Raw genomic sequence first — 23066 nt, forward strand, 5'->3', positions numbered from 1 at the left:
AAGCAAATCAATTTGTCTCGCCGGCGACATCGCTTCCACGAGGCGTTCCGGGAATTGATACATCCGGCGCATGTGAAGTCCACATCCCGAAGAATTGCGCAAGGAGCCCGGCATGGCCCATGGCCGCACTGACCAAGGCATCCGCTGCGTGGACTGCACATTCATCGCCAGACCTCACAGCGTTTTCTTGAGCCGATCCACCTCGGCCTGGGCAGAAAACCGATCACCTGCGGCGCTGAGCTCATCGAGCAACGCGCGGGCAGCATCCTTGTTGCCTGCCTTGATCTGAATCTTGGCCAGGTTCAGCTTGAATTCCAGAACCTGCGGCTGCAGCTGAACCACCTTTTTCTGCATCTCCACGGCCCGCTCATGCTGGTTGGCGGCAGACAGCAGCATGGCCCAGGTGTCCATGAACGCCGGCTGATTGGGTGCCAGCGCGTTGGCGCGTTCAGCATCAGCCAGCGCGCCGTCGCGGCCAAGCTGGCCTTTGAGCCAGGCCAGATTGTTCAGGGCAGCCGCGTTGTTGGGCTGAATCGCCACCACCCGCTCAAACTGGCGCAGACTTTCAGGCAACTCGTTGAGGGTCAGCGCCCGGTTTCCCAGATAGAAGGGAAAGGCCGCATCCTTGGGCTGGGTCCGCAGCCATTCAGCCGCCCATCGATCGGCTTCGGGCTTCTTTCCAGCCGACAGCAGCACGTCATGCAGCCGCACTGCCAGCTCCGGGCTAGCGACCTGCTTGAGCCCCGCGCGGAAAGCGTCAGCGGCTTTATCCCAGGCCTTGCCTGCCGTGTGAATCTCGCCCTCGAGCATGTATCCCACCTGCTCCTTGGGCCTTTGCTTTTGCACTGTGCGGCTGATGGCCAAGGCATCGGCGGGCTTCTGCGCCGCCATGGCCAAGCTGACTTGACCTTGCTGGGCCTCCAGCGAATTGGGATCAATCTCCAGCGCCTTGCGCAGATTCTGACTGGCTGCGTCACGGTCCCCGGCGATCAGGTGGGCACTGGCCATGCGCAGGTAGGGCAGGGAAGACTGCGGCTGCAGCGCCGCCATGCGGTTGAAACTGGCCTGCGCCTGGTTGTGTTCTCCGTTGGCCGACTGCGCGCGCCCTAGGACATCGAGCAACTGCACGTTGTCAGGCAATGCGGACACCCCTGCTGCGCCACAACCAGCGCATCCTTGGGCTCGCTGTTGCGCAAATGATGCTCCGCAAGAAGCAGGCGCGGCAGAGGGCTGCTGGGCGCCGCCTCCACCACTTTGCGCAACAGAGTTGCCAGCTCTGTCTTGTCCGCGCCATTGGCCTGGCGCAACTCAACCAGAGCCAGATGCGCCTGAACGTTGCCTGGCTGGCGCTTGATGGCCGCTTCCAGGCGCGCGCGCGCATCGTCGGGCCGCTTGTCCGCGTTGTCGAGCATCGCCAGCACGCCCACTGCAGGAAAATAGTTGGGATCGATCTCGAGAACCCGTTCCATGGCCTTGCGTGCGCCGGCTGCATCGCGCTTGAGCAACAAGGCACGGCCGCGCAAGAACACGGGCAATACGTCTGCTGGACGCTTTTTCTCCAGCGCATCGATGGCTTTCAGGGCCTGATCGACCTTGCGCTCCTGCAGCAGTGCGTTGATCAGGGCCATGTCTGCCACCACGCCGTCATCGGATGCGGCGATGCTCTGCAACTCACCCAGCGCAGCATCGCCCTGCCCCGATGCCAGCCGGCTGACCGCCAGCGATGTTCGCTTGGCCGGGTCTTTTGGATCCAGGCTGGAGGCTTTCGCAAAATAGCGTTGTGCACGGTCCACATCACCATGGAGCATGTACACCTGCCCGGCCAGCGCAATCATGCCGGGGTCGCGCTCGCTGCGCTCTACGTCCACAGGCAATGCGGCCATGGCCTTGTCGAGACGGCCCTGGCGCACATAGACGGTCACCAATCCACGCCGCGCCATGGGCAGCCCCGCTTCCAGTTGCAAGGCCTTGGCCAGCAAAGCCTCGGCCTGCACATTGGCGCCCAGCCGCAGTTCCGTCATGCCAGCCAGTTCGAGGGCACGAAAATTTTCGGGCGTGAGACTCACCAGCTTCTGCGCATGCTCCTGTGCCACCTTGAGATCATTTTTGGCATATGCCAGCATTGCCTGCAAATACAGGGTCTGCGGCTTGCCAGGCGCCGCCTTTGCCAGCCCCTGCAGGGTTTCGGCAGCGGCATCGGTCTTACCCTGGAGCAGCAGCAGCTGAACGACGGCAGCCTGCCCCTCCAGGTAAGAGGGATTGACTTGCAAAGCCTCGCGGTACGCCGCCATCGCCGCATCCATGTCACGCTTGCCATACAGCAGCAAGTCACCGCGCAGTTTTAGCGCCTCATCAGCGCCTGCGGACTGCCGGGGGATCTTGTCCAGACCTGCCAGGGCGCCCTCGACATCGCCACGCTGGGCACTGGCACGCGCCAGCTCGATCAGCGCAGGCGCATGGTCGGCCTTGGCCTTGAGGGCCTCGTCGATGCTGGCGCGGAACTTGTCTTCCTGGCCCTGGCGCAGCCAGGCAATGGCCACGATGGTCTTAAGACTTGCCTGCGCTGGGGCACTTGCCAGCTGCTGGCCGTCATAGTCGGTCGTGATCTTGCTGTACTGCCTGCCCAGCAACAAGGCTTGGGCCAGTTGCGGAATCACTTCATCAGGGGCCGCACCCAGATCCTGTGCTTTTCTGAACTCGGTTTCAGCACCCGCTATATCGCCGGTGAGTTCCAAGGCCTGGCCCAGCAGGAGACGCGCCTTGGCGGAATCCGGGCGGTCCTTCAAGACATTCTTCAGCTGGATGATGGCCGCGGGCGCATCGTTGCGGCTTAGGTAGTCCTGCGCCGAAGCCAACAGCGCATCGGGATTGTCGCTACCGCAGGCCGACACCAGCAAGGCCACGGCCAGTGTGGCGGCAGGAATGAGGGAACGGGAAATGGGAGGCTTCATGGTCGTTCTCCAGGAAAATTGTTCAGGGCTTGAGGCCCAGGCGATGCATCAGGTCATACAACGTAGGGCGGCTGACGCCGAGCAGGTCGGCCGCCTTGGCAATCGTGCCGTCCGCCCGGGCAAGCGCCGCAAGCACCGCGCGCTGCTCGGCGGCCTCGCGCGTCACGCGCAGGTCGAGGGACCGGTCGCCTTCGGCGCTGGCGGCGCCCGCAAGTCCCACATCGTCGGCGGTGATCTGATTGCCATCGGCCATGATGGTGGCCCGCTTGATGCAGTTTTCAAGTTCGCGGATGTTGCCCGGCCAGGGATGGGCCTCTATTGCGCGCAACGCATCGTCGGCCAGCGTCAGGTTGCGACGGTGCTCCTGGCCGAATCGGCGCACAAAGGCGTGGGCAAGCAGTGCCGCGTCTCCCACCCGCGCACGCAAGGGTGGTATCTCCACCACGATTTCAGCCAGGCGGTAATAAAGATCTTCACGAAACCGGCCCTCCTTGACGCATTGCGTAAGGTTCTGGTGGGTTGCGCACACCACGCGCACATCCACGGCGATTTCCTGGCGACCGCCCACGCGTTCAACAACGCGCTCTTGCAGGAATCGCAGCAGCTTGGCTTGCAGGGACATAGGCATGTCCCCGATTTCATCGAGCATGAGCGTGCCTGCATGCGCTGTCTCAATCTTGCCCGGCGTGGTCTTTGCGGCTCCGGTGAAGGCTCCTTTTTCGTAGCCGAAGAGCTCGCTTTCCAACAAATTTTCAGGAATGGCTGCGCAGTTGATGGCAACGAATTTGCCGTCCTTGCGATTGGACAGCTGGTGCAGGCCGCGCGCCAGAACCTCCTTGCCCGTGCCACTCTCGCCCAGCAGCATGACGGAGGCGTTGGTGTTGGCGACTTTTTCGATGGTGCGGCAGATGCGCAGCATCTGCGGGTCGCGCGTCAGCAAACCGGCGAGCGTGTCGGGCATCTGCATCGCCTGCAGCCGCTTGTTCTCGGCCTGCAAATGGTGCAGCCGGAAGGCCCGCTCCACGGTCAGGTTGAGCACCTCTGGCTCAAACGGCTTGGCCAGAAAATCGTAAGCCCCCATGGCCACGGCCTTGAGCGCGTTGGACTGGTCGTTCTGCCCGGTCAGCACGATCACCTTGGTGTCAGGATCGACGCCCAAGATTTGCTCGAGCAGCTTGAACCCCTCGGAGACCGAATCCGCATCCGGGGGCAAGCCCAGGTCCATGGTCACCACCGCGGGGGCATGCCGACGCAACTGCGTCATGGCACTTTCGCGATCGTCGGCGGTGACGGATTCAAAACGATCCAGCGACCACTTGATCTGCTTTTGCAGCGCCAAGTCGTCCTCGACAATAAGCAGGGGCTGCAACTTGTCCGGGCTCATGCCTCCTCCTGTGGATGTAATCCGAAATCACGACCGATTTCAAACAAGGGAAGCAGGAGACGCACCACCGTTCCCCTGCCAACCTGGCTGTCCACGGAAACCTTGCCGCCGAGCTCCTGCACGTACTGAAAACTCTCGTAGGTGCCAATTCCCATGCCGGCCTCTTTGGTGGTCTGAAACGGCTTGAACAAGCGCGTCTGGACAAACTCTTCGGTCATTCCCTGGCCTTCATCACCCACTTCGATGCGGGCATGGCTACCGAAACGATCTACTTTCATCCATACCCGGCCATCGGCGTCCGTCGCGTCAAACGCGTTGTGTACCAGGTGCCCGATGATGCGCTCCAATCGATCGGCCTGTCCACGGGTAAAAACCTGTGGCGATGCCTCCAGCTGCACGGTGCGCCCACGGCACAAGGCGTTGGCCGCCAGCCGTTCGGCAATCTTGCACAGATCCACGCCCACCGACGTATCACCGGAAGCGGTGCCGCCGCGCAATTGCAGCATCAGCTGACGCATGCGATCGAGCGAGTTCTCAACCGTCATCAGCATGTCGGCCTGGAACTCGGGGTTGTCCTGCAGTCGCTTGGCGTTTTTGACCATGAGTGACAGCTGGGCGACGATGTTCTTCAGGTCGTGCACCACAAAGGCCGACATGCGGTTGAAGGCTTCAAACTTGCGCGACTCCAGCAAGGCTTCGGTGGCCTGTATTTGCGCCAGGAAACTCGCGGCCTGACGGCCGGCGGTCTTGAGCAGATCGGTGACCTCCCAATTGACGTCCACCAGCGTGCGCGGACTGGCCAGCAACACAAAGCCCAGCAATTCCTTGCCCTGCCACAGCGGCACCAACAGCCAAGCCTGCGGGTACTCTGCCAGCCACTCGGGCAGGCGCAAATCGCGGTAACGTCCGGGCGAAGCGCGGAACTCCTCCAGATTGACCACCCATCCGGTGGATCGCATGAACGTTGGAAGTTCGGCCTGCTGGTCTACGGTCTGGGTGGTCGAGGCCAGATTCCACCGGGCCACCTGCCGGTACTGATCGTCATCCGGACGCAGCAGCCACAACGCCCCTGCGGGGCTCTCCAGCATGTCGGCCAAGCCCTTCACCACATTCTGGCCCGCTTCTTGGGGATGGGCCTGGCTCGACAGCGTGGCAGTGAACTTCAACCATTCTTCACGGTAATCAAAGCGGTAGCGAAAGAAATGCTTACCCAGAAACACCCGCAACTTGGCACGCAACGAGCCCGAAAGCGCCAGCGCCAGCGCAAGCACCAACCCCACGAAAACCAATCCCAACTGCAGGGCGCCCCCCCATTCACCGCCAAAATAGCGAACGTAATAGCCAACGCCCGCGATGAACAGCAGATAAAGCCCCACCAGCACCAGCGTAGCGGAGTGGAATACAACCTTGCGCGAGACACGAATCTTGGCGATCCAGTTGCGATGCCGCGTGGTGGCCAACAGCAGCAGTGGCACCATCAGCGCGTGCACGAAGGGCCTCGCAGTCAGTGCGTCAGGATCTACGCCCTGAAACAGCACGCCTTGGGAAAACAGGTACAGATCGAACAGGAAAGTGCCCGCCAGCCCAAGGCACACGGGCTTCGCGCTCCACAGCGAATCCTCGGGCAGATTGCGAAACAATTGTTCCACCAGCACCAGTCCGCCAAGTGCCAGCAGCACCATGAGAAACATGTGGCCCGTGGCTCCCGCCAGAACGTTCACGAGCACAATCAATGCGGGTACGCCTAGTAAACCCGCAGATGCCAGTCCAGGCACCCAGCGATACCACGGGCCCTGCACCCCACCAGCGTTGGCTTTGAAGAACAGGGCGACAAAGACACCCCAGCTGAGGTAGCGCAGCATGTCGGCCGACTGCGCACCCAGCCACCAGGCAGCGTTGACTGCCAGCGCCAGCAAACTGAAACCACTCCAGACCACGGTAAGTAGCGCTGCGGCAAGCATCGCCACGCCGATGCGATTGACTGGCGCCCGCAGATATTCCTGGCGGAGCAAGCGCAGGGACAACAAGGAGTACGCGCCCGCTGCCAAGGCCAACCCCCAGTAAACCAGCGCGTTTTCACTGTTGTTCATGGCGATGGGCGGGTGACCACGTGTTACTGCGCGCCTTTGCCGGTCAGGACTACGCCCACCGTTTCAAACAGGATGACCAGATCAAGAAACCATGAATGGTTCTTGACGTAGTAAAGGTCGTATTGCAACTTGTGCTCTGTGTCTTTGATGGACGCACCGTAGTGGTACCGCACCTGGGCCCATCCGGTCAATCCCGGCTTGATGCCGTGACGCAAGGCATAGTAGGGAATCTCGCGCGTGAGCTGATCCACAAAATAGGGCCGCTCCGGCCGAGGCCCCACCAGGCTCATGTCCCCCTTGAGCACGCAAAACAGCTGGGGAAGTTCGTCGATGCGCATCTTGCGGATGATTTTTCCAATGCGCGTAACCCGAGCATCGCCGGCACTGGCCCAGCGGGGTGTACCGTCTTTTTCCGCATCGTTGCGCATGCTGCGGAACTTGATCACATTGAAAATCCGACCATTGCGGCCGACACGCTCCTGACGATAGAGAACGGGACCTCCTCCTTCCATAAAAATCAAAAGCGCGGTAACAAGCATCACGGGAGATGCAATGATCAGCAACAAACTTGCTCCGATCATGTCAAAGAGCCATTTGACGATGGACCGTACAAGCCCCTGTTTAAATCCCTCCCCAAAAATCAGCCAACCCGCTGAAACGGCTTCCAGATGAATCTGCCCCAGAAACTGCTCGAAATGGGTTGCAATGTCGATGACCTGGATGCCATTGACCTTGCAATCGAGCAATTCACGCATCGGCATGCTGCCGCCACGGCGCTCACTCAGCGCCACCACGATTTTGTCCACACGGTACTTACTGACTGCATCGGTCAGGGTTTGCCCAGAGGAAATGACCCTCAATGCGGAAACAGCGGGTTCCTTTTCATTGGAACTTGAAAAATACCCCACCAATTCAATACTTGGATCATTTTCTTGCAGAGATTGACCCACTACACCGGCACGCGCTCCGGTACCAAAAACGAGGACACGCTGGCGCGTGTAGGAGGCGGGAAATACATTTCCGCCGAACAGCCGAATAATCAACATACCGCTGACGATAATCAGCAGCGCGACCAGCGCCTGCTCATTCTGGTAAGGGGACTGCAGGGGCAAGAGAAACAAGATGCCACCCGCAATGGCCATGGAAAAGAGAAAAGACAGCACAGCCCTTGCTCGCACCTGACCCACGGTCAATGTGCTTGGTTGCTCATACAAGCCAAGGGCGAAATTCACCGTGAGAATTCCGATGGCCATCAAGGCGCCCCGAATGACACCCGAGGAGATCGCCGAAACATTGAACATGCCTGTTCCCGCCTGCATCGTCAACGAAACAATCAGCGTTCCAACAATCAGGACGGCATAAACCATGATTTGCAAAATGGTGCGCCGATGAAAATAATGACTGGAAATCTTGATCATTGTTTTTTCCTGCCGTGCCCGACTTTCGGACGCAAAAAATACGGATCAAAAATCACCCACATCTGGCAATTTATGAAACAAAACGTTCAAACGATCGCCGCACCTGACGTGGCAAAAAGTTGCTTGACAGTTCGCTCCTTGAGAGGCAAAGCACCACGGATCGCAACTAGTCTGCGTGAATTCAGTTAGCTCTCACGAACCAATGGCGATACGACAAGCAACAGCCACAGCATAGTGGATACACGTGGAATTTCAATAACACTTATTACCACCCCGATCAAAAGGGCGGCTGCAATAGAGATCCCCACGATCAGGGACAAGGGTTTTTGGTGCGCAACTCCCTGGGCTGCCATCACCAGCGCACCCACCGCCAGGGCGGCAAGAACCGCCAGGCCCAACAATCCACGTTCGATCAACAACTCCAGATACAGGTTGTCCATGTGCCAGGGCAGGAAGTTCGTGTGGGCGATGCTGCTCCAGTAGCGCGGCCCCTGCGCAAAATCCGGATTCTTGAGTATCTGCTGGCCCTGTGGATCGATCAGCTCCACCGCATCCAGGCGCACAGGCGTGTTCGCCCCCAGCACCGAGATCGACAGCACACCCTCTCTCAAGGTAGATCGGATACCGGTCGACGCAAAGTCGGGGCCGTGCAGTTGCAGTTCCATCCAGCGGCCAGCAGCAACGCTTGACGCAAGCACAAGGGCCGTTTGCACCTGACACTCGAAGGAATACAGCAGATGCTGCTCGCACAACTGGACCAACAGCCGCGCAGGTGCATGCACCTGCCCCCGCAAGCGGACCCGGTATGCACCACCGGTGGCCAAAGCCACGCGCTGGATGAGCGCCAGCTCGCCCTTGACGCCAGGCCAAGCGGGCCCAGAAAGCCACACCTGAGTGCGGCCTTCCGAACTGCGCGCCCAGCGCATCTGGCCCGGCAGTCCGCCCTCAGGGGTCTGCGTACCGTAGTGCGCAGGCAACCTTCCCACACCCAGCCCAAGGAGCCACTGGCTTGGCGTCTTCAGCAAGTCAACTCCGCGCTGCCAATGTTCGATACGGTGGTAGAGATCCTTGTTCGATCGGCCCAGGCGATCCGGCATGAAGGTGCCGCCCACAAAAACGCCCAGCACTTCAGCCACCAACAAAACCGCCAGGCATGCCATCGCGCGCCGGTGCCACACAGAACGATCGGGCGCAACCAGGCGGAATCTGTGTGCCAACGTGGCCAGCGCAATCAAGGCAAGTGCCACAGACAGATAAACGCCGCGCGAATACGTCATGAGCACCGCATAGATCGACAGCAGCATCAGCGCCCCCGCCGCGCACCAGCGCCAGCCATGCGGCGCGGTCCATGCCGCCCACCATGCGAACGGCACCGCCAACGCCAGGTAAAAGTCGATGGCGCCGCCGCCGACATGCATTTCCCAGAACCAGGCGGTGATTCGAGTGTGATCACTAAAATCCAGTGCGCCCACATAAATGCCGCGCTCCCACACCACCGCAGCGCACACCCAGAAAAGACCGAAAATCATGCCGCGCGCCAGCCGCAGGGGCGCAGCGTGACCATACCGGTACAGCACGGGCATCAGCATCAGCCCCCACACCATGCTTTTGGCCACACGCAGCGTGTTGCCTGGCAAATCGTAGTCTCCGTAGACCCCTTGGGCCCACAGGTCCGCCAGCATTGCGGTCCACGGTACGGCGCCCCGCGCATCGTCCAGACCGCGCCACACGCCTGTCAACAACACCGGCGGCAGCACCACGTAAACCCACCGCATGCTGCGCGGCGTCCGGTCGAACGCCGCTGCCGGTTTACACCAAGAATCAAGACCCCAGCGCAGGTATGCGCCGCCCATGGCGGCGAGTATCAAGAGGTCGGATTCGTCAACCAGCCACCAGCCCGTCCAGGGTGTGAAATTGGCCACGGGCAGCAAGGCCGGCAGCATGAACCACAGATCGGCGGGCCGCCATGTGGCCCAGGCCACCGCGCTCCCGAGCAACAGCACAGCCAGGGCCGGGGTCAACGGGTGGTGCAGCGCGCCGGCCAAGGCGGCTGCAGCAAACAAGCCGCCCGCCAAGCCCGGCATACCCGCCCCGGCTGCGGCAGATGCTAGGCTGCGTGCGTTTACACCAGCACTTCGGGACAAGGCGGGTGCCCCAGAAAGGCCTGCGGACTGGCCGTCGCGCCATAGGCTCCGGACTGGAACACCACCACCAGGTCGCCGGGCTGCGCCACGGCCAGGTCCATCCGGTCGGCCAGTACATCCAGCGGGGTACACAGCGGCCCCACGATTCCGGCAGTTTCGCGGTCGGATGACTGCAACCGGTTGCCAATCACCACCGGATAGTTGCGCCGGATCACTTGGCCAAAATTGCCCGACGCAGCCAGGTGCTGGTGCATTCCGCCGTCAGTCACCAGGAACACCTGCCCCCGCGACACCTTGCGGTCGATCACCCGCGCCACATAAATGCCCGCCTCGCCCACCAGATAGCGCCCCAGCTCCAGCACCAGCCGCGCCGCAGGCAGCGCACGCTCCAGATCCATCTGCACCTGTGCCAAGGTGCTGACCACCGGAGCCAGATCCAGCGCCCGTTCACCCGGGAAATACGGTATGCCCCAGCCGCCCCCCAGGTTGACGTGGCGCACGGGTGCGGGGGCATCGTGCGCCAGGCGCAGCACCAGATCGAGCGATCGGCGCAGACTCTCTGCAATGACTTCGCCACGCAGGTTCTGCGAGCCCGGATAGACATGAAAGCCCTCAAACGCAACACCATGCTGCGCCATGCCGCGCAACAGGTCGGGCACCTGCTCGGCGTCGATCCCGAAGGGCTTGGGCCCGCCCCCCATGTGCATTCCGGCGCCGCGCAACTCGAAATCCGGATTGATGCGCAATGCCACGCGCGCCGGCCGCCCAAGCGCCTGCGCGGCATCGGCCAATGCCCGCAGCTCGCGCGCCGACTCCACATGCAGCAGCACACCTGCTGCCACGGCCTGACGCAACTCGGCCTCGCGTTTGCCCGGCCCGGCAAAACCGATGGAATCAACATCCGCGCCGGCGTCGAGCGCCAGCTTGAGTTCGCCAGCCGAGGCCACATCCATGCCATCAACCAGCGGGCGAACAAAACCCACCAGCGCCGGCATGGGATTGGCCTTGATGGCGTAGTGCAGATGCACGCCATGCGGCAGCACCCGGCGCACTGCATGGATGCGTGCGGCAATCAGGGCCCGGTCGTAAGCATAAAACGGCGTCTGGCCGACCCGCTCGGCCAACAATGAAAGTGGCAAGCCACCGACCTGCAGTTCATTGCGGGATGTGTCGAATCGATCCATATTCATTTATCCAGCGTTGTCGGTCCAGCTTGCCATTGGGGCTGCGCGGCAGCGGCTGACTCACCCAGTTCAGTATTTTGGGCAACATGAACGCTGGCAGGTGATCGCGGCAATGCGCCAGCAGGGCTGCGCTGTCTGCATCGGCCTGGCCGCTGGCCGCGGGCGAAGCCAGAAGCGCCGCGCAGATGGCGCTGCCAAGCGCCTCGTCCGGCACTGCATGCACCAATGCCTCGGCAACCAAGCCGCTGGCATACAGCACCTCTTCCACTTCGGTCGGGCTGACGCGGTAACCCGATGTCTTGATCATTTCGTCGCGCCGGCCCACAAAATACAAGAACCCGTCGGCATCGCGGCGCACCGTGTCGCCCGAGTACACCGCACGTTCAGGCGCCCGCCAGTCGCCCCCCGCAGTCAGCAAGGCCGGCGGCCATGGCTTGAAGCGGTGCGCCGTTTCTTCGGGCCGCCGCCAATACCCCAAAGCCACCAGCGGGCCGCGGTGCACCAGTTCGCCGGGCTCGTCCACCGCACATTCGGTTCCATCCTCGCGCAGCACGCGCACCTCGGCGTTCGGTATCGCGCGCCCGATCGAATCGGGTCGCCGGTCCACTTCCTCGGGCGGCAGGTAGGTGGAGCGAAACGCCTCGGTCAGTCCGTACATCAGATAGGGCAAGGCAGATGGCGCCAGTGCGCGCAAGCGTTGCAGCGTAGTCCTGGGCATGCGACCGCCGGTGTTGGCCCAATAGCGCAAATGCTGTGCGGCACCGGCCGGCCAGTCCAGCGCCGCCAGCTGCATGTACAGCGGCGGCACCGCCGTCAGGCCTGTGACCCGTTCACGCACCATGGCCTGCAGCACATCGCGCGGCAAAAGGTAGTTGAGCAACACCACGCGCGCGCCCACCAGAAAGGCCGTGGTGAGCTGGCTGAATCCGGCATCGAAAGACAGCGGCAGCACGGCCAGCAAGGTGTCATCGGCGCGGTTGTTCAGGTAGCTGGCCACGCTGGTAGCGCCGGCCACCAGATTGCGGTGCGACAGAACCACCCCCTTGGGCTGGCCCGTGCTGCCCGACGTGTAAAAAATCACCGCCACATCGGTGTCCAGTTGGGCGGGCAACGCGGCCGAATGACTGTCCAACACATCAGGCCAGGCATGCCAGGCCATGCGAACAGGCAAGGCATCAGCAGTCGCCCGTACGAGCCGGTCGCACAACACCACATGCTGCAGCCCGGGGCAGCTTTCCAGCACAGGTGCCAAGGCCGCCAGCCGCGCGGCAGATGTCACCAACACCTGCGCCTGTGCATCTTGCAAGATGTGCACTACCTGCGCCGACTTGAGCAACGGATTCACGGGCACCAGAACCCCCCCCGCAGCGGGGGCGGCAAAACTGGCCACCACGGTTTCCACCCGCTTTTCCAGATACACCACCACGCGGGCTCCGCGCTCCAGCCCCAGGGCCAGCAGGCCCGCCGAAAAGCGCTCAACCTGCGACTGCAGATTGGCATATGACAGGTGCATCCCATCCACCGTCAAGGCCGTGCGACCAGGCCAGCAGGCGGCCGCGCGCGCCGGCAGCTCGTGCAGCAAAACGGGGGGCACTCCGCTGTGGAAATCCGGCGCGTGGGGCATGTGGCGGATGTTAAGTCATTGCCATGTTTTTCAGTCGCTGTCGTGCGCAACCGGCGGCGTGCCTAGAATCCATCCACCGCCCCGCCACACACCAGTACCCGCCATGAACCTGACCGAACAAGTCCTTCACGTGCTCGACAGCGCACTCAGGTTGCAAGGTCGCACCACGGAATTCACGCGCGACACTCCGCTACTTGGCGCCCTGCCCGAACTCGACTCCATGGCCGTGCTGGCACTGCTCACTGGTCTGGAAAACCACTTCGGCATCACCTTCAATGACGAAGACGTCAATGGCTCGGCCTTCGCCTGCGTGGGCAGCCTGAGCGACCTGGTGGAGCAGGCGCTGGCGCGGCAAGACCCATGAGCCTTCTTGGGCGCGCCATGTTGCCGCAGGCTTTTTTCCTGCCGACCGGCTCCGGGAAGCGCTTTTGCCTGTTCCACCCTGCGCCAGGTGATTTCGTGCGGGGTTGCGTGCTTTATCTGCACCCCTTCGCCGAAGAGCTCAACTGCACGCGCCGCGTGGCCGCGCAACAGGCGCGGGCGCTGGCGCTGGCAGGCTACTGCGTGCTGCAAATCGACCTGCTGGGTTGCGGCGACAGTGCGGGCCACTTTGCCGATGCCACCTGGGAGGCCTGGCTGCAGGACGCGAGGCTGGCCCGCCACTGGCTGCGTGAACACGCCAGCGGACCGCTGTGGCTGTGGGGCATGCGCGCAGGCGCCCTGCTGGCTACGGCGCTGGCAAAAGACCTGAGTGAGCCCTGCCACTTGCTGCTGTGGCAGCCGGTCGTGAGCGGGCAGCAGCAGCAGCAACAATTTTTGCGCCTGCACACAGCAAGCCAGTGGCTGGGAGCGGACAGAGCCAGCGGGCAGACGCCGTCCCAGATGCTGAACAACGGCCAGCCTGCAGACATCGCCGGCTACACGCTGAGCCCAGCGCTGGCGCGGGGCCTGGCCGCAGCGCGGCTCGAGCCGCCACCGTGCCCCTCAGGTCAACTGGTCTGGCTGGAATTGTCGGTCCAGGCAGAACCCGCCCTGAGCCCTGCTTCTGAAAAGCAGCTCGCCGTTTGGCGCGACGCCGGCTGGGCCGTGTCTGCGCAGGCGCTCACGGGCCCGCTCTTTTGGCAGACGGTGGGCACCGACGATGCCCCCGCCCTCGTGCAGGCCACGCTCGATGCGCTGGCCAAAACGCCCGCGCAAGCTGCACCACCATGAGCTACCACGAGCACCCGCTGGTCGTCACCGGGCCGAAAGTGCAGGACATGCTGGGCATCGTCAGCCTGCCGGCGCCAGGCGCACCGCAAAAAACCACTGGCGTCGTGATCGTCGTAGGCGGCGCGCAATACCGGGTGGGCAGCCACAGGCAGTTTGTGCAGCTCGCCCGCTTTCTCGCTGCCGCAGGCTACCCCGTGTTGCGCTTTGATTTCCCCGGCATGGGCGACAGCCCGGGAGACCCCGTGCCATTTGAAGACTCAGCCCCCCACATCGCCACCGCAATCGACGCCCTGCGCGGCCAGGGCACAGGGGTGGGCAAGGTCGTGCTCTGGGGCTTGTGCGACGGTGCATCGGCCAGCCTGCTCTACATGCAAGCTCGGCATGACCCGCGCGTGGCGGGGATGGTGCTGCTCAACCCCTGGGTACGCTCCGACGCCGGACTGGCCCGCGCACAGGTCAAGCACTATTACCGACAACGCCTCATGGAACCCGGTTTCTGGCGCAAGCTGGCAGCCGGTGGCGTGGGCTGGCAAGCCCTGCGCGGCCTGGGAAAAAACCTGCGCGCCATGCGACAAAAACCGCCAGAAACGCTCACATTTCAGGAGCTAATGGCGCACGGATGGAAAGCGGTTGAAGGCAAAATCATGCTTATTTTGAGCGAGCGTGATCTGACGGCACAGGAGTTCGTGGAACATGCCAAAACGCACCCCGCGTGGCGCGGCTTGCTTTCACGCCCTGGCGTCACCCAACACGCGGTCCACGGCGCAGACCACACTTTTTCCAGCAGCTCGGCGCAACGCGAGGCGGAAGCCGTGGTGCTTGCCTGGCTGAACGATCTTGATCGCTGAACCGTCACAGCACGCGGGGTTGCGTGTGCATTGATAAATAAAAAATAGACAAAGGAAAGGGGGCTACGCCGAAGCGCGCCCCCTTTGAATTTACAGCTACCGCTGCTGGGCGGTGCCTGCGTCAAACCATCAGGCGGCAGAGCGCCGGCGGGCCACAAAGCCCAAGCCTGCCAATGCCAGGCCAATCAGAGCCAGCGACCCAGGTTCTGGAACCTGCAGGCGCTCTGACGAGATGGTGAGGCCGAAAGCCAGGCGGGTAGATTGCCCTTCCACCGTGGTGAAACCAAAGCAGCCATTGGGCGCTCCAGCGGCAGCGCAAGCGGCATTGGACAGCGTGCTCAGGTTGCCGCCGGAGGTCGGGAAGGCATTCACGAAGTAAGTCTGGCCGTCATAGACGAAGGACTCATTGAGAAAACCATCAACCAGCACAAAGATGTCGTTGCAGGGATTTCCGGGAGGGCTGGTAGCTGCGCAAGGCGTTGAGTTCGGCGTTTCAGTGAACCGGATGGCGTAGTTGATATTGGGCAACGGCAAGTTGGGACCCACGGGGTTCGTCGGCTTCAGGGTCACTGCGGCCGTCAACACAGCACTGGTCAACGTTCTTCCGGTGATGGGGTTGTTCGAGTGTGTCAGCGCAATGCTCGGGGCGATGTAACCGGCGGGAGGAGTGCCACCGCCGTACCATGTCAGAATATTTGTCGTGGCCGGAACGGGATTGTTGATCACCAGCGAGCTTTGACCGCTACCGGTGGACGTTCCCCATTGCAACGTCAGAGGATTAGGATTTTGGACGCCTGCACCCGTGCCGGCGCTGGATGTAAAGGCGGTCCAGGTGCCAGAGGCTGTGACGTCCCAATTGATGACAGGTGCCGCATGGGAAAGTGCGCTGACTGCCAACGCACCTGCCGCAAGCAGGGTTTTGGTGAGGTGTTTCATGGTGACTCCTGATAAGGGTTGGCGCAAGAGGCTGTCTGGTCGCCGGGAAGATCCCAGTTGTTGACGCTTCAAACCGCCTCGCCATCCAAGTAAGCACGAGCCATGCCAGCAATTCAAACCACTCCAAGTGGTTGAAAAATAAAGGAATTTTTAAAACTTTCCGATCCGCCACGTCAGCGGCGTAAAGAAAATCGACGGTCAATCGGCGGCTGCGGCCACGTAGGCAAACTTTCGCTCAAAGTCCAACAGGGGCCGCCACCGAAAGTCTTCGGGCTCGACCAGTTCCACTTCAAGTTCTGCAAACCCGTGCCGGGTGCAGTGGTCCACAAGCTGGGCGTGCAGCACCGGGGTAACTGCGGCGGCGTGGCTGGCCTGCAGCGTCAGCTGGATGCCACCCGTGCCGTTTTTGGCAAGGCGGAAAGCGCCGCTCAGCTGGTCGGCGATGGCATGGTCCAGGTAAAGCAGCTCTTTGATGCTTTCCACGGAAGGCAAGCCTGCAGGGCGGTCTTTGATGCGCCCCTGAATGGCCACCAGCGGCAGCCACGGAGCAGCGGTGCCCGCCAGGGCAGCGCCCTGTACAGCCTCCTCCGACGAGATGAGCCGGCCCAGATCGCCCGTGGCGTAGCGCGGCAGCGCAATGACCGCATGGCTGTCTAGCATGGTGATGCAAAGCTCGCCAAAGCCGCTCGCATCGGGATGGAGGATTTCGATGTGGGTGCGCAACGGGTTGTAGCAAAAAACCGAGGGCATGGCATACAACGCCGCCGCCGAACCGCACAGCAGCTGCGCCAGCGCCGGCTGGGTACGCATGGCGCGGCGCATGCGAATGGTCTCGCGCGTTTCAAACAGCAGGTTCAGGCCCAGTTCGCCCACCCCGAACGAGCTGCCCACGATGCGGTGCGGGTCACGATCGATGTCAATGCCCATGCGGGCGGCAATGTAGTCGCGCTGGGCTTCCACCAGCACTTCTTCGCCCACGATCACGCTGGTGTTGAGCGCGCGCCAGTCCACGCCCACCCGGTGGGCTTCGTCCAGCAGACGGCGAATGAACAGGGGGTCGGTGCACAGCAAGGTTTGCTGAAAACCCGGCCCCACGTCGCGCAAGATGGAGCACGCCATGTCTTCGCGCACACTGACATTGGCCACCGCCACCGCCCTGGAGCGGAAAACCACTCCCATCGGCAGGCAGTTGACGAGCAGCGTGGGCTTTTCGTCCACGCCAAAGACATCCTGAAGGCCCAGATCGATAGAAAACCAGGCTTCTTCGTGCTCTTTACGGGCCGTTAGCCGAAAACCATAGCTGCGGCCACTGCGGCCCGAACTGGTGAGCACATCGGCTAGCGCGTTGGCCGGAAGCGGCCGCGAGAGCTGCGCCAGCGTAAAGCGCTCGAAGGTGTTGGCCTTGGTCAGCACCGGCAAGCGGTTCCAGTCGGTCTGCGGGCCGAGTTGGGCCGCATCGACACCGTGCTCTTGCAGCAAGTTTCTGTAGGCCGGGCTGAGCTTTGCGGCGTCGCTGATGGCGCGGAGCGCACGGCTTTTGGATGTGGCCAGCATGCGATGGCTACCCATGCGCCGGCCCTGGCTCAACATGAACTTGCGCAGCGCGCGCACTGCACCCGAAGGCAGAAGCGAGAGCAGCCCCATGGGCGCTCAGGTCAGGTCAACGGCGCTACGCATCCAAGCCAGCAGCGCCGGGTTTCGCTGGTCCAACTGGCGCTCAAGAACCCGCAAGTCCGCGACATAGGGGGCCACAGGGCCGTAGTAGTCGGTGGCGGGCCCGATTTGCTGGAAACCAAAATTCATCCGGGTCAGTATGCGCGCCAAGGACCGCTCCATGGCGGCATACCAATAGCGAATCTCGTTTTGCAGGCTGTAGGCATACATTTCGCGATACAGGCTCAGCAAGATCTGCGGCGATGGATTGCGCATCTCGGGGGCAGGTGCAGGATCGGGTTGGTCGGTCGAGGCGCCGCTGGGCGGCTGCTCGCCGTGGCGGCGTCGGTAATCTTTACGCACCATCAGCCGACTGATTTCGGCCGACAGCGAAGCAGGGGGCAAGATCACGTCATCGAGCAGCGTCACACAGTGGGTTTGAAACGGAAACGTCTGGATCGCGTCCGGAAGCACCAGGCGCACATAGCCGGCCACCTCCTGGCTGTGGTTCAGCGACGCGAAATGCGCCGAGTTGCTGTCATGCTCGTCGGTTTCGCGCCCGCCGGGACAGTCTTCCGGTTTCAGAAAGCCGCATTCCTCGCAATAAACCTGGTAACGCAGTTCCTCCACGGAACGAAACAGGGGACCATCGTGATGGGGCAAGACTTCACGACCCGAGAATTGGGCAGCGAACTCTTGCTGTGGCTGTAAAACGGCATTCATGCGGGGCGATCCTGCGTGTATTGCGAGGGCTAGGGTGGGCCTCGTTGCGACGGAAGATGGCCCTTTCAGTGGGTCACACAAGCCGATAGAGGATGGAAACAACCGCTCTTCAGACGGCACTTGGCCCATGATTGCCCAAGATAACGCTTGATCCGTAACACTTAGTGAATGAAGTCGGCACGAAAATAGCACCATCACTCAGGGGAAAGTGCCTCTGCCGCGTATCGCATCCATCTTGTTAACGCACACTTACCAAAGTTTCCAAATGGCAACGTGAACGTGTCAGTCGGGGTTGACCGCACAAAGCGTGGACGAGCGGACTCCAACCATGCAAAGACTTAGGTGAATGTTGTGAGCCGCTCGAGCAGGCTCACAACGCAGAGCGCAAAAACCTGCGCCAACGCCCCAGAAGATGCCGCCCCCCTGCCAGCCAGCCACGCCAATGCCGCTGGTCGAAGGCCACCAACCCTACACGCTCGCGACGCTGGGCCATCCAGTCACGTTTGTAGGCGTCGTCGCCGCTGAGATAGTCCACTTCGCGCACCCCGTCCACGTCCATGACGTGTTCCATCAGAGCCGCCGTGAGAATGGAACCTGGCGACAAGCGGTCTTGCCCCTTCACATAAGCCAGCTTGTAGATATTGGCCTTGTCGCCATGCACCAGCCAGACCTGCGCGGCCAGCGGCTGCTCGCCCAGCCACAACACACCCAGGCGCAGCCAGCCTTCGCGCGCGGCGGTGTGCACGAGCCCCGGCATGAAGCCGGGACAGGGCTCAGGCTGCTTCCAGCTTTGGGAGTAGACCGCCTGGTATGCGGCCAACGCGTTATCCAGGCCGGCGGCGTCACCCGTGTGGATATCGATCCGCCAGGCGCCAGCATGGTCCAGCCGGCGGCGCCCACGCTCCACGCTGTGCCGAAGGGCCGACGGGCGCTGTTGCCAGTAGGCGGCAAACCCGCCGTCGGGCACCGGCTGGTACCAGTTGCCGAAGCAGAAAAACCTGTCCGTCCAGTAGCCGGCGGCGCGCAGACCACTTTGCAGCGCCACCAGCCACGCGCTGTTGGCGTCCAGCGGCTGCAGTCGCAACACGGAGCTACCCGGCAACCGGCGCAGTGCCTGTGCCGCCGCCTGCCACTGCGGGGCCGAAAGTTCGTGAATGGCTTCCGCCGAGCCCACCGGGCCATAGAGACAACTGTAGTAATTGCTCAACGCTGCCAGCGGATCGCCGGGCGATTGCTGCATCAAGCGCAAATGGGCCGCTCGGCCTTGCCGCGGGGCTGGCAGCTGCCACGTCCAGTTCTGGTGGGGAGGCCGCTCGAAGCCATGGGCCAGCAGGTTGGCAAACCATGCTTCTGTCTCGAAGATGTCGCCGGGCATGCCGCCGCCCTGCCTTGGTCGCTTAACGGCCGATGGCCAGATAGTCAAATCCCTGACCACGCACCAGCGCAGGGTCGTACAGGTTGCGGCCGTCCACGATGAGTGGCTGCTTGAGCCGTGCCTTGATGAGGTCAAAGTCCGGGCTGCGGAACTCTTTCCATTCGGTCACGATGACCAGCGCGTCCGCTCCCACCAATGCATCGTTGGGGGTCTGCGCATAGCTCACGCGCGGCTCGTTACCCAGCACGCGCTGCGCTTCATGCATGGCCACCGGATCGTAGGCGGTGACTGAGGCACCGGCGGCCAGCAGGTCGGCCAGCAGCTCCAGGCTGGGTGCTTCGCGCATGTCATCGGTGTTGGGTTTGAATGCCAGGCCCCACACAGCAAAATGCCGGCCCGTGAGATCGTCGCCCAGGCGTTGTTTGATCTTGCGGCCGAGCACGTGTTTTTGCGCTTCATTGGCAGCTTCCACTGCCGCGAGCACTTTCAGACCCACGTCGTCCTCGCCGGACGCGGTTTTGATAAGCGCCTTCACATCCTTGGGAAAGCACGAGCCACCGTAGCCGCAGCCCGGGTACAGGAAGTGATAGCCGATGCGTGGGTCGGAGCCCATGCCTTGGCGCACCATTTCAATGTCGGCACCCAGCTTTTCCGCGAGGTTGGCCAACTCGTTCATGAAACTGATGCGCGTGGCCAGCATGGCGTTGGCGGCGTATTTGGTCAGCTCGGCGCTGCGTGCGTCGGTCACGATCAGGCGCTCGCGGTTGCGCTGAAACGGCGCGTAAAGCGCGCGCATCAGCAAAATGGCCTGCTCGTCGGACGCGCCCACAATGATGCGGTCAGGGCGCATGAAATCCTCGACTGCCGCACCTTCCTTGAGGAACTCGGGGTTGGATACCACCGCAAAAGGCGTCTGCACGCCGCGCTGACGCAGTTCGTCGGCAATGGCTGCCTGCACCTTGTCGGCCGTGCCGACAGGCACCGTGCTCTTGTCCACCACCACCTTGTAGTCGGTCATGAGGCGGCCAATGTTGCGCGCCGCCGCCAGCACATATTGCATGTCGGCCGAGCCATCTTCGTCGGGCGGGGTTCCCACCGCGATGAACTGGATGGTGCCGTGCTGGACAGCGCGCGCCACATCGGTGGTGAAGTGCAGGCGCCCGGAAGCTACATTGCGCTGCACCATGTCCTGCAGGCCGGGTTCAAAAATAGGGATGCCACCTGCCTCCAGAACACGAATCTTCTCGAGGTCGAGGTCCAAACACAGAACATCGTTGCCGACTTCAGCCAGGCAAGCCCGCTCACCAGCCCCACATACCCTGTCCCAATTACTGTAATTTTCATGATGCCTGATTCAAAATAGCCATACCACTTGGGAATGCAACGAATGCATCATAGCCACGGCACAAGGTTGAGCGCCCTCGTGCAAACAGTGCGCCAGGCCGCCAGGATTTGCCAAAGCGGCGCATACAAGGGGGCAAAAGAGCAAAGCCAAATGGCCATGAAGAATTAACCTGAAATGTCATCCTATCGAAGCGTGGGCGCGAATTTTTCAGGACCTTGCAACCAAAAAAACCCCAGCGCAAATCAATGCCACGCCACCGGCCCGCAGCAGCGAGACCTGCTCGCCCACCATGAGCCCCACCACCACCGTCAACGCAAACCCCAGCCCGACGAGCGGGTAGGCCTTGCTCACGTCCCATTTCGACAGCACGCCGAGCCAGATGACGGCCCCCAGGCCATAGAGCAGAAAGCCCCCCACTACATACTTGTTGGCAATCACCGACACGATATTGCCCAGCGAATAGGGCTGGGCCAAGGCATCCCGCACCCCCTGGTCCGACATGCCAGCTTTCAGCGCGAACTGCGCAGCCACCGACAGCGCGACGCTTAGCAAGGCAATCACAAAGGTGTTCACGGCAGAAGCTCCACAGTCAAAAAATGGGCTGCCATGGCTGCGACGATCATGGCGAGCACCGTCAGGCGGCTGCCGCGGTCTTTGATGGCATAGACAACCGGGTCGTCGTGCATCTCACCGCGTGATGTCTTGACCCACAGGCGGGCCATCCAATACACCAGCCCAATGGCCACCAACCACAGCATTTGCGGGGTGGCGTAGCGTGCCTGGGTCTCGGGGGCGCTGATGAACAGGCCGAACACCACCACGGCACAGAGTGCTGCGCCCACACCCAGCGGCCACAGCACCACCAGGTCGCTTACCCGGTAGTCGCGTCCCCGGGTGGCACCCGCGCCGGCCTCTTTCAACGACACCAGCTCTGCACAGCGCTTGACCAATGCCAGGCTCAGGAACAGGAAGGCCGAAAACGCCAGCAACCAGGAACTGGTGGCCACACCGATCGCCACGGAACCAGCCAGTATGCGAATGGTGTAGAGAAGCGACAGCATGAGCACATCCATCAACACGTATTCCTTGATGACCCAGCTATAGAAACTGGTCAACACCAGATACGTCACCAGCATCCACAAAAACCCGCGCGATACGGTGCTGGCCAGGAAAAGGGACAAGACCAGAGCAATGCCCGCCACAAGGAGCCCATGCAGGATGGGCAGCGCGCCACAGGCAAAGGGGCGCAGGCGTTTGCGGGGGTGAGAGCGGTCGCTTTCAAGGTCCCACAGGTCGTTGACGATATAGGTCGCTGACGCAGCGAGGGAAAAAGCCAAAAAGGCCAGCACCATGCTGCCCAGCTTGTAGACATCGGTGAATGCGAATGTGGTGAGCAGCGGGACGAACAGCAACAGGTTCTTGATCCATTGGTGCACCCGCAATGCCCGCAGCCACACGGCCATGCCGCTGCTCTGCTTCGGGTATTCGCGTTCGATCGGCACATCGCGTCGCACCAGCGCCGCCGTGCTTTGCGCCACACCCACCAGGATCGCCGCCCTGGCCTGCTTCCAGATGGGAAGGTCGGCCCTGGAATCGCCCGCATACACAAAAGCCTCGCCCACGTTTTCCTGGATCGCCTTGAGTTTCGCCAGGCCCTTCAGGTTGCTGCCGGCGTGGGTGGCAAGCACCTTGTCAAAAATGCCCAGATGCCTGGAAACCTCGTCGGCGGTCGTGTGGTGCGCCGCCGTGGCCAGGACGATCTGACGCCCCCTGGATTTTTCCGCTTGGAGATACGCCAGCAGCGGCGCGCAATAGGGAATTTTTTGGGCGTCAATGGCGACGCGCGCCGAGATGGCATCCTTGAACCCTGACCGGCCCCGCATCAGCCACAAAGGCAACCACAGAAGGCTGACCGGAGAATGCTTGAGCAGGCGAACCAAGGACTCCAGCAAAGTGTCGGTGGGCGTGAGGGTGCCGTCCAGGTCCACGACCAACGGCAAGTTCGATGTATCCCCCATCCGCCCCTCCTTCAATGTGTGAGGCAAGTTGTAGCAGATATCCCCGAAAATCCCGCTTTCTTTCTGCGCGCCACAACCCCATTGATCACACAAGAAACGGACCAAAATGAACGCCGATAAAGCGTGAAATGCTATTTAATTAATAGCTTTTAACCGGGTTG

17 protein-coding genes and 1 pseudogene are annotated in these 23066 nt (G+C 62.0%); 3 read left to right on the top strand and 15 right to left on the bottom strand.

Features of this window, described 5'->3' with window-relative positions; all coding sequences use genetic code 11:
• Positions 1-174: 174 nt before the first annotated feature.
• From CBP34_RS20165 to CBP34_RS17770, 8 genes are all read right to left on the bottom strand, one after another.
• Positions 175-1149: a tetratricopeptide repeat protein gene (locus CBP34_RS20165; protein ID WP_236748457.1), complete on the bottom strand. Its 975-nt coding sequence runs from the start codon at positions 1147-1149 to the stop codon at positions 175-177.
• Positions 1107-2951 carry an XrtA/PEP-CTERM system TPR-repeat protein PrsT gene (gene prsT / locus CBP34_RS17740; protein WP_236748458.1) on the bottom strand — a complete coding sequence of 615 codons (1845 nt, stop codon included), beginning with the start codon at positions 2949-2951 and terminating at the stop codon, positions 1107-1109. Before prsT ends, CBP34_RS20165 begins: the two co-directional genes overlap by 43 nt.
• Before the next feature lie 22 nt (positions 2952-2973).
• Positions 2974-4335, bottom strand: a complete 1362-nt coding sequence (gene prsR / locus CBP34_RS17745; protein WP_086913576.1) for a PEP-CTERM-box response regulator transcription factor — start codon at positions 4333-4335, stop codon at positions 2974-2976.
• The gene (gene prsK, locus CBP34_RS17750; protein ID WP_094098784.1) at positions 4332-6425 is read right to left on the bottom strand and encodes an XrtA/PEP-CTERM system histidine kinase PrsK; all 2094 of its coding nucleotides are present in this window, start codon (positions 6423-6425) and stop codon (positions 4332-4334) included. Before prsK ends, prsR begins: the two co-directional genes overlap by 4 nt.
• Before the next feature lie 23 nt (positions 6426-6448).
• Positions 6449-7843: a TIGR03013 family XrtA/PEP-CTERM system glycosyltransferase gene (locus tag CBP34_RS17755; protein WP_094098785.1), complete on the bottom strand. Its 1395-nt coding sequence runs from the start codon at positions 7841-7843 to the stop codon at positions 6449-6451.
• Between the two features lie 185 nt (positions 7844-8028).
• The gene (locus CBP34_RS17760) at positions 8029-9888 is read right to left on the bottom strand and encodes an O-antigen ligase family protein (protein ID WP_236748459.1); all 1860 of its coding nucleotides are present in this window, start codon (positions 9886-9888) and stop codon (positions 8029-8031) included.
• A gap of 77 nt (positions 9889-9965) precedes the next feature.
• Complete coding sequence (locus tag CBP34_RS17765) at positions 9966-11171, bottom strand: pyridoxal-dependent decarboxylase, exosortase A system-associated (RefSeq protein ID WP_094098787.1); 1206 nt, start codon at positions 11169-11171, stop codon at positions 9966-9968.
• The gene (locus CBP34_RS17770) at positions 11143-12795 is read right to left on the bottom strand and encodes an acyl-CoA ligase (AMP-forming), exosortase A system-associated (RefSeq protein WP_094098788.1); all 1653 of its coding nucleotides are present in this window, start codon (positions 12793-12795) and stop codon (positions 11143-11145) included. The genes CBP34_RS17765 and CBP34_RS17770 overlap by 29 nt, the downstream gene beginning before the upstream one ends.
• A gap of 103 nt (positions 12796-12898) precedes the next feature.
• On the opposite strand from CBP34_RS17770, the gene CBP34_RS17775 reads away from it, so the two are divergent.
• The 3 genes from CBP34_RS17775 to CBP34_RS17785 are packed head-to-tail and all read left to right on the top strand — an operon-like array spanning position 12899 to position 14855.
• Complete coding sequence (locus tag CBP34_RS17775; RefSeq protein ID WP_094098789.1) at positions 12899-13159, top strand: acyl carrier protein; 261 nt, start codon at positions 12899-12901, stop codon at positions 13157-13159.
• Positions 13156-14007: a hydrolase 2, exosortase A system-associated gene (locus CBP34_RS17780; protein WP_094098790.1), complete on the top strand. Its 852-nt coding sequence runs from the start codon at positions 13156-13158 to the stop codon at positions 14005-14007. Before CBP34_RS17775 ends, CBP34_RS17780 begins: the two co-directional genes overlap by 4 nt.
• Positions 14004-14855 (top strand): hydrolase 1, exosortase A system-associated, encoded by an 852-nt coding sequence (locus CBP34_RS17785; RefSeq protein ID WP_094098791.1) that lies wholly within the window; start codon positions 14004-14006, stop codon positions 14853-14855. The genes CBP34_RS17780 and CBP34_RS17785 overlap by 4 nt, the downstream gene beginning before the upstream one ends.
• 129 nt (positions 14856-14984) lie before the next feature.
• On the opposite strand, the gene CBP34_RS17790 is transcribed toward CBP34_RS17785, so the two are convergent.
• From CBP34_RS17790 to CBP34_RS17820, 7 genes and pseudogenes are all read right to left on the bottom strand, one after another.
• A complete protein-coding gene (locus tag CBP34_RS17790) occupies positions 14985-15791 on the bottom strand; it encodes a THxN family PEP-CTERM protein (protein ID WP_094098792.1) in 807 nt (268 codons plus the stop codon).
• A 198-nt stretch (positions 15792-15989) separates the two neighbouring features.
• Positions 15990-17435 carry a phenylacetate--CoA ligase family protein gene (locus CBP34_RS17795; protein WP_094098793.1) on the bottom strand — a complete coding sequence of 482 codons (1446 nt, stop codon included), beginning with the start codon at positions 17433-17435 and terminating at the stop codon, positions 15990-15992.
• Positions 17436-17441: 6 nt separating this feature from the next.
• Positions 17442-18167 (bottom strand): PEP-CTERM/exosortase system-associated acyltransferase, encoded by a 726-nt coding sequence (locus CBP34_RS17800; RefSeq protein ID WP_157896511.1) that lies wholly within the window; start codon positions 18165-18167, stop codon positions 17442-17444.
• 370 nt (positions 18168-18537) lie between these two features.
• The gene (locus tag CBP34_RS17805; RefSeq protein WP_236748460.1) at positions 18538-19542 is read right to left on the bottom strand and encodes a GNAT family N-acetyltransferase; all 1005 of its coding nucleotides are present in this window, start codon (positions 19540-19542) and stop codon (positions 18538-18540) included.
• 22 nt (positions 19543-19564) lie between these two features.
• Positions 19565-20886 (bottom strand): annotated as a pseudogene (locus CBP34_RS17810) (UDP-glucose dehydrogenase family protein).
• Positions 20887-21094: 208 nt separating this feature from the next.
• Complete coding sequence (locus CBP34_RS17815) at positions 21095-21460, bottom strand: DMT family transporter (protein ID WP_094098794.1); 366 nt, start codon at positions 21458-21460, stop codon at positions 21095-21097.
• A complete protein-coding gene (locus tag CBP34_RS17820; protein WP_094098795.1) occupies positions 21457-22905 on the bottom strand; it encodes a UbiA family prenyltransferase in 1449 nt (482 codons plus the stop codon). Before CBP34_RS17820 ends, CBP34_RS17815 begins: the two co-directional genes overlap by 4 nt.
• Positions 22906-23066: the final 161 nt, after the last annotated feature.

Source organism: Acidovorax carolinensis, assembly GCF_002157145.1.
GTDB lineage: Bacteria > Pseudomonadota > Gammaproteobacteria > Burkholderiales > Burkholderiaceae_C > Acidovorax > Acidovorax carolinensis.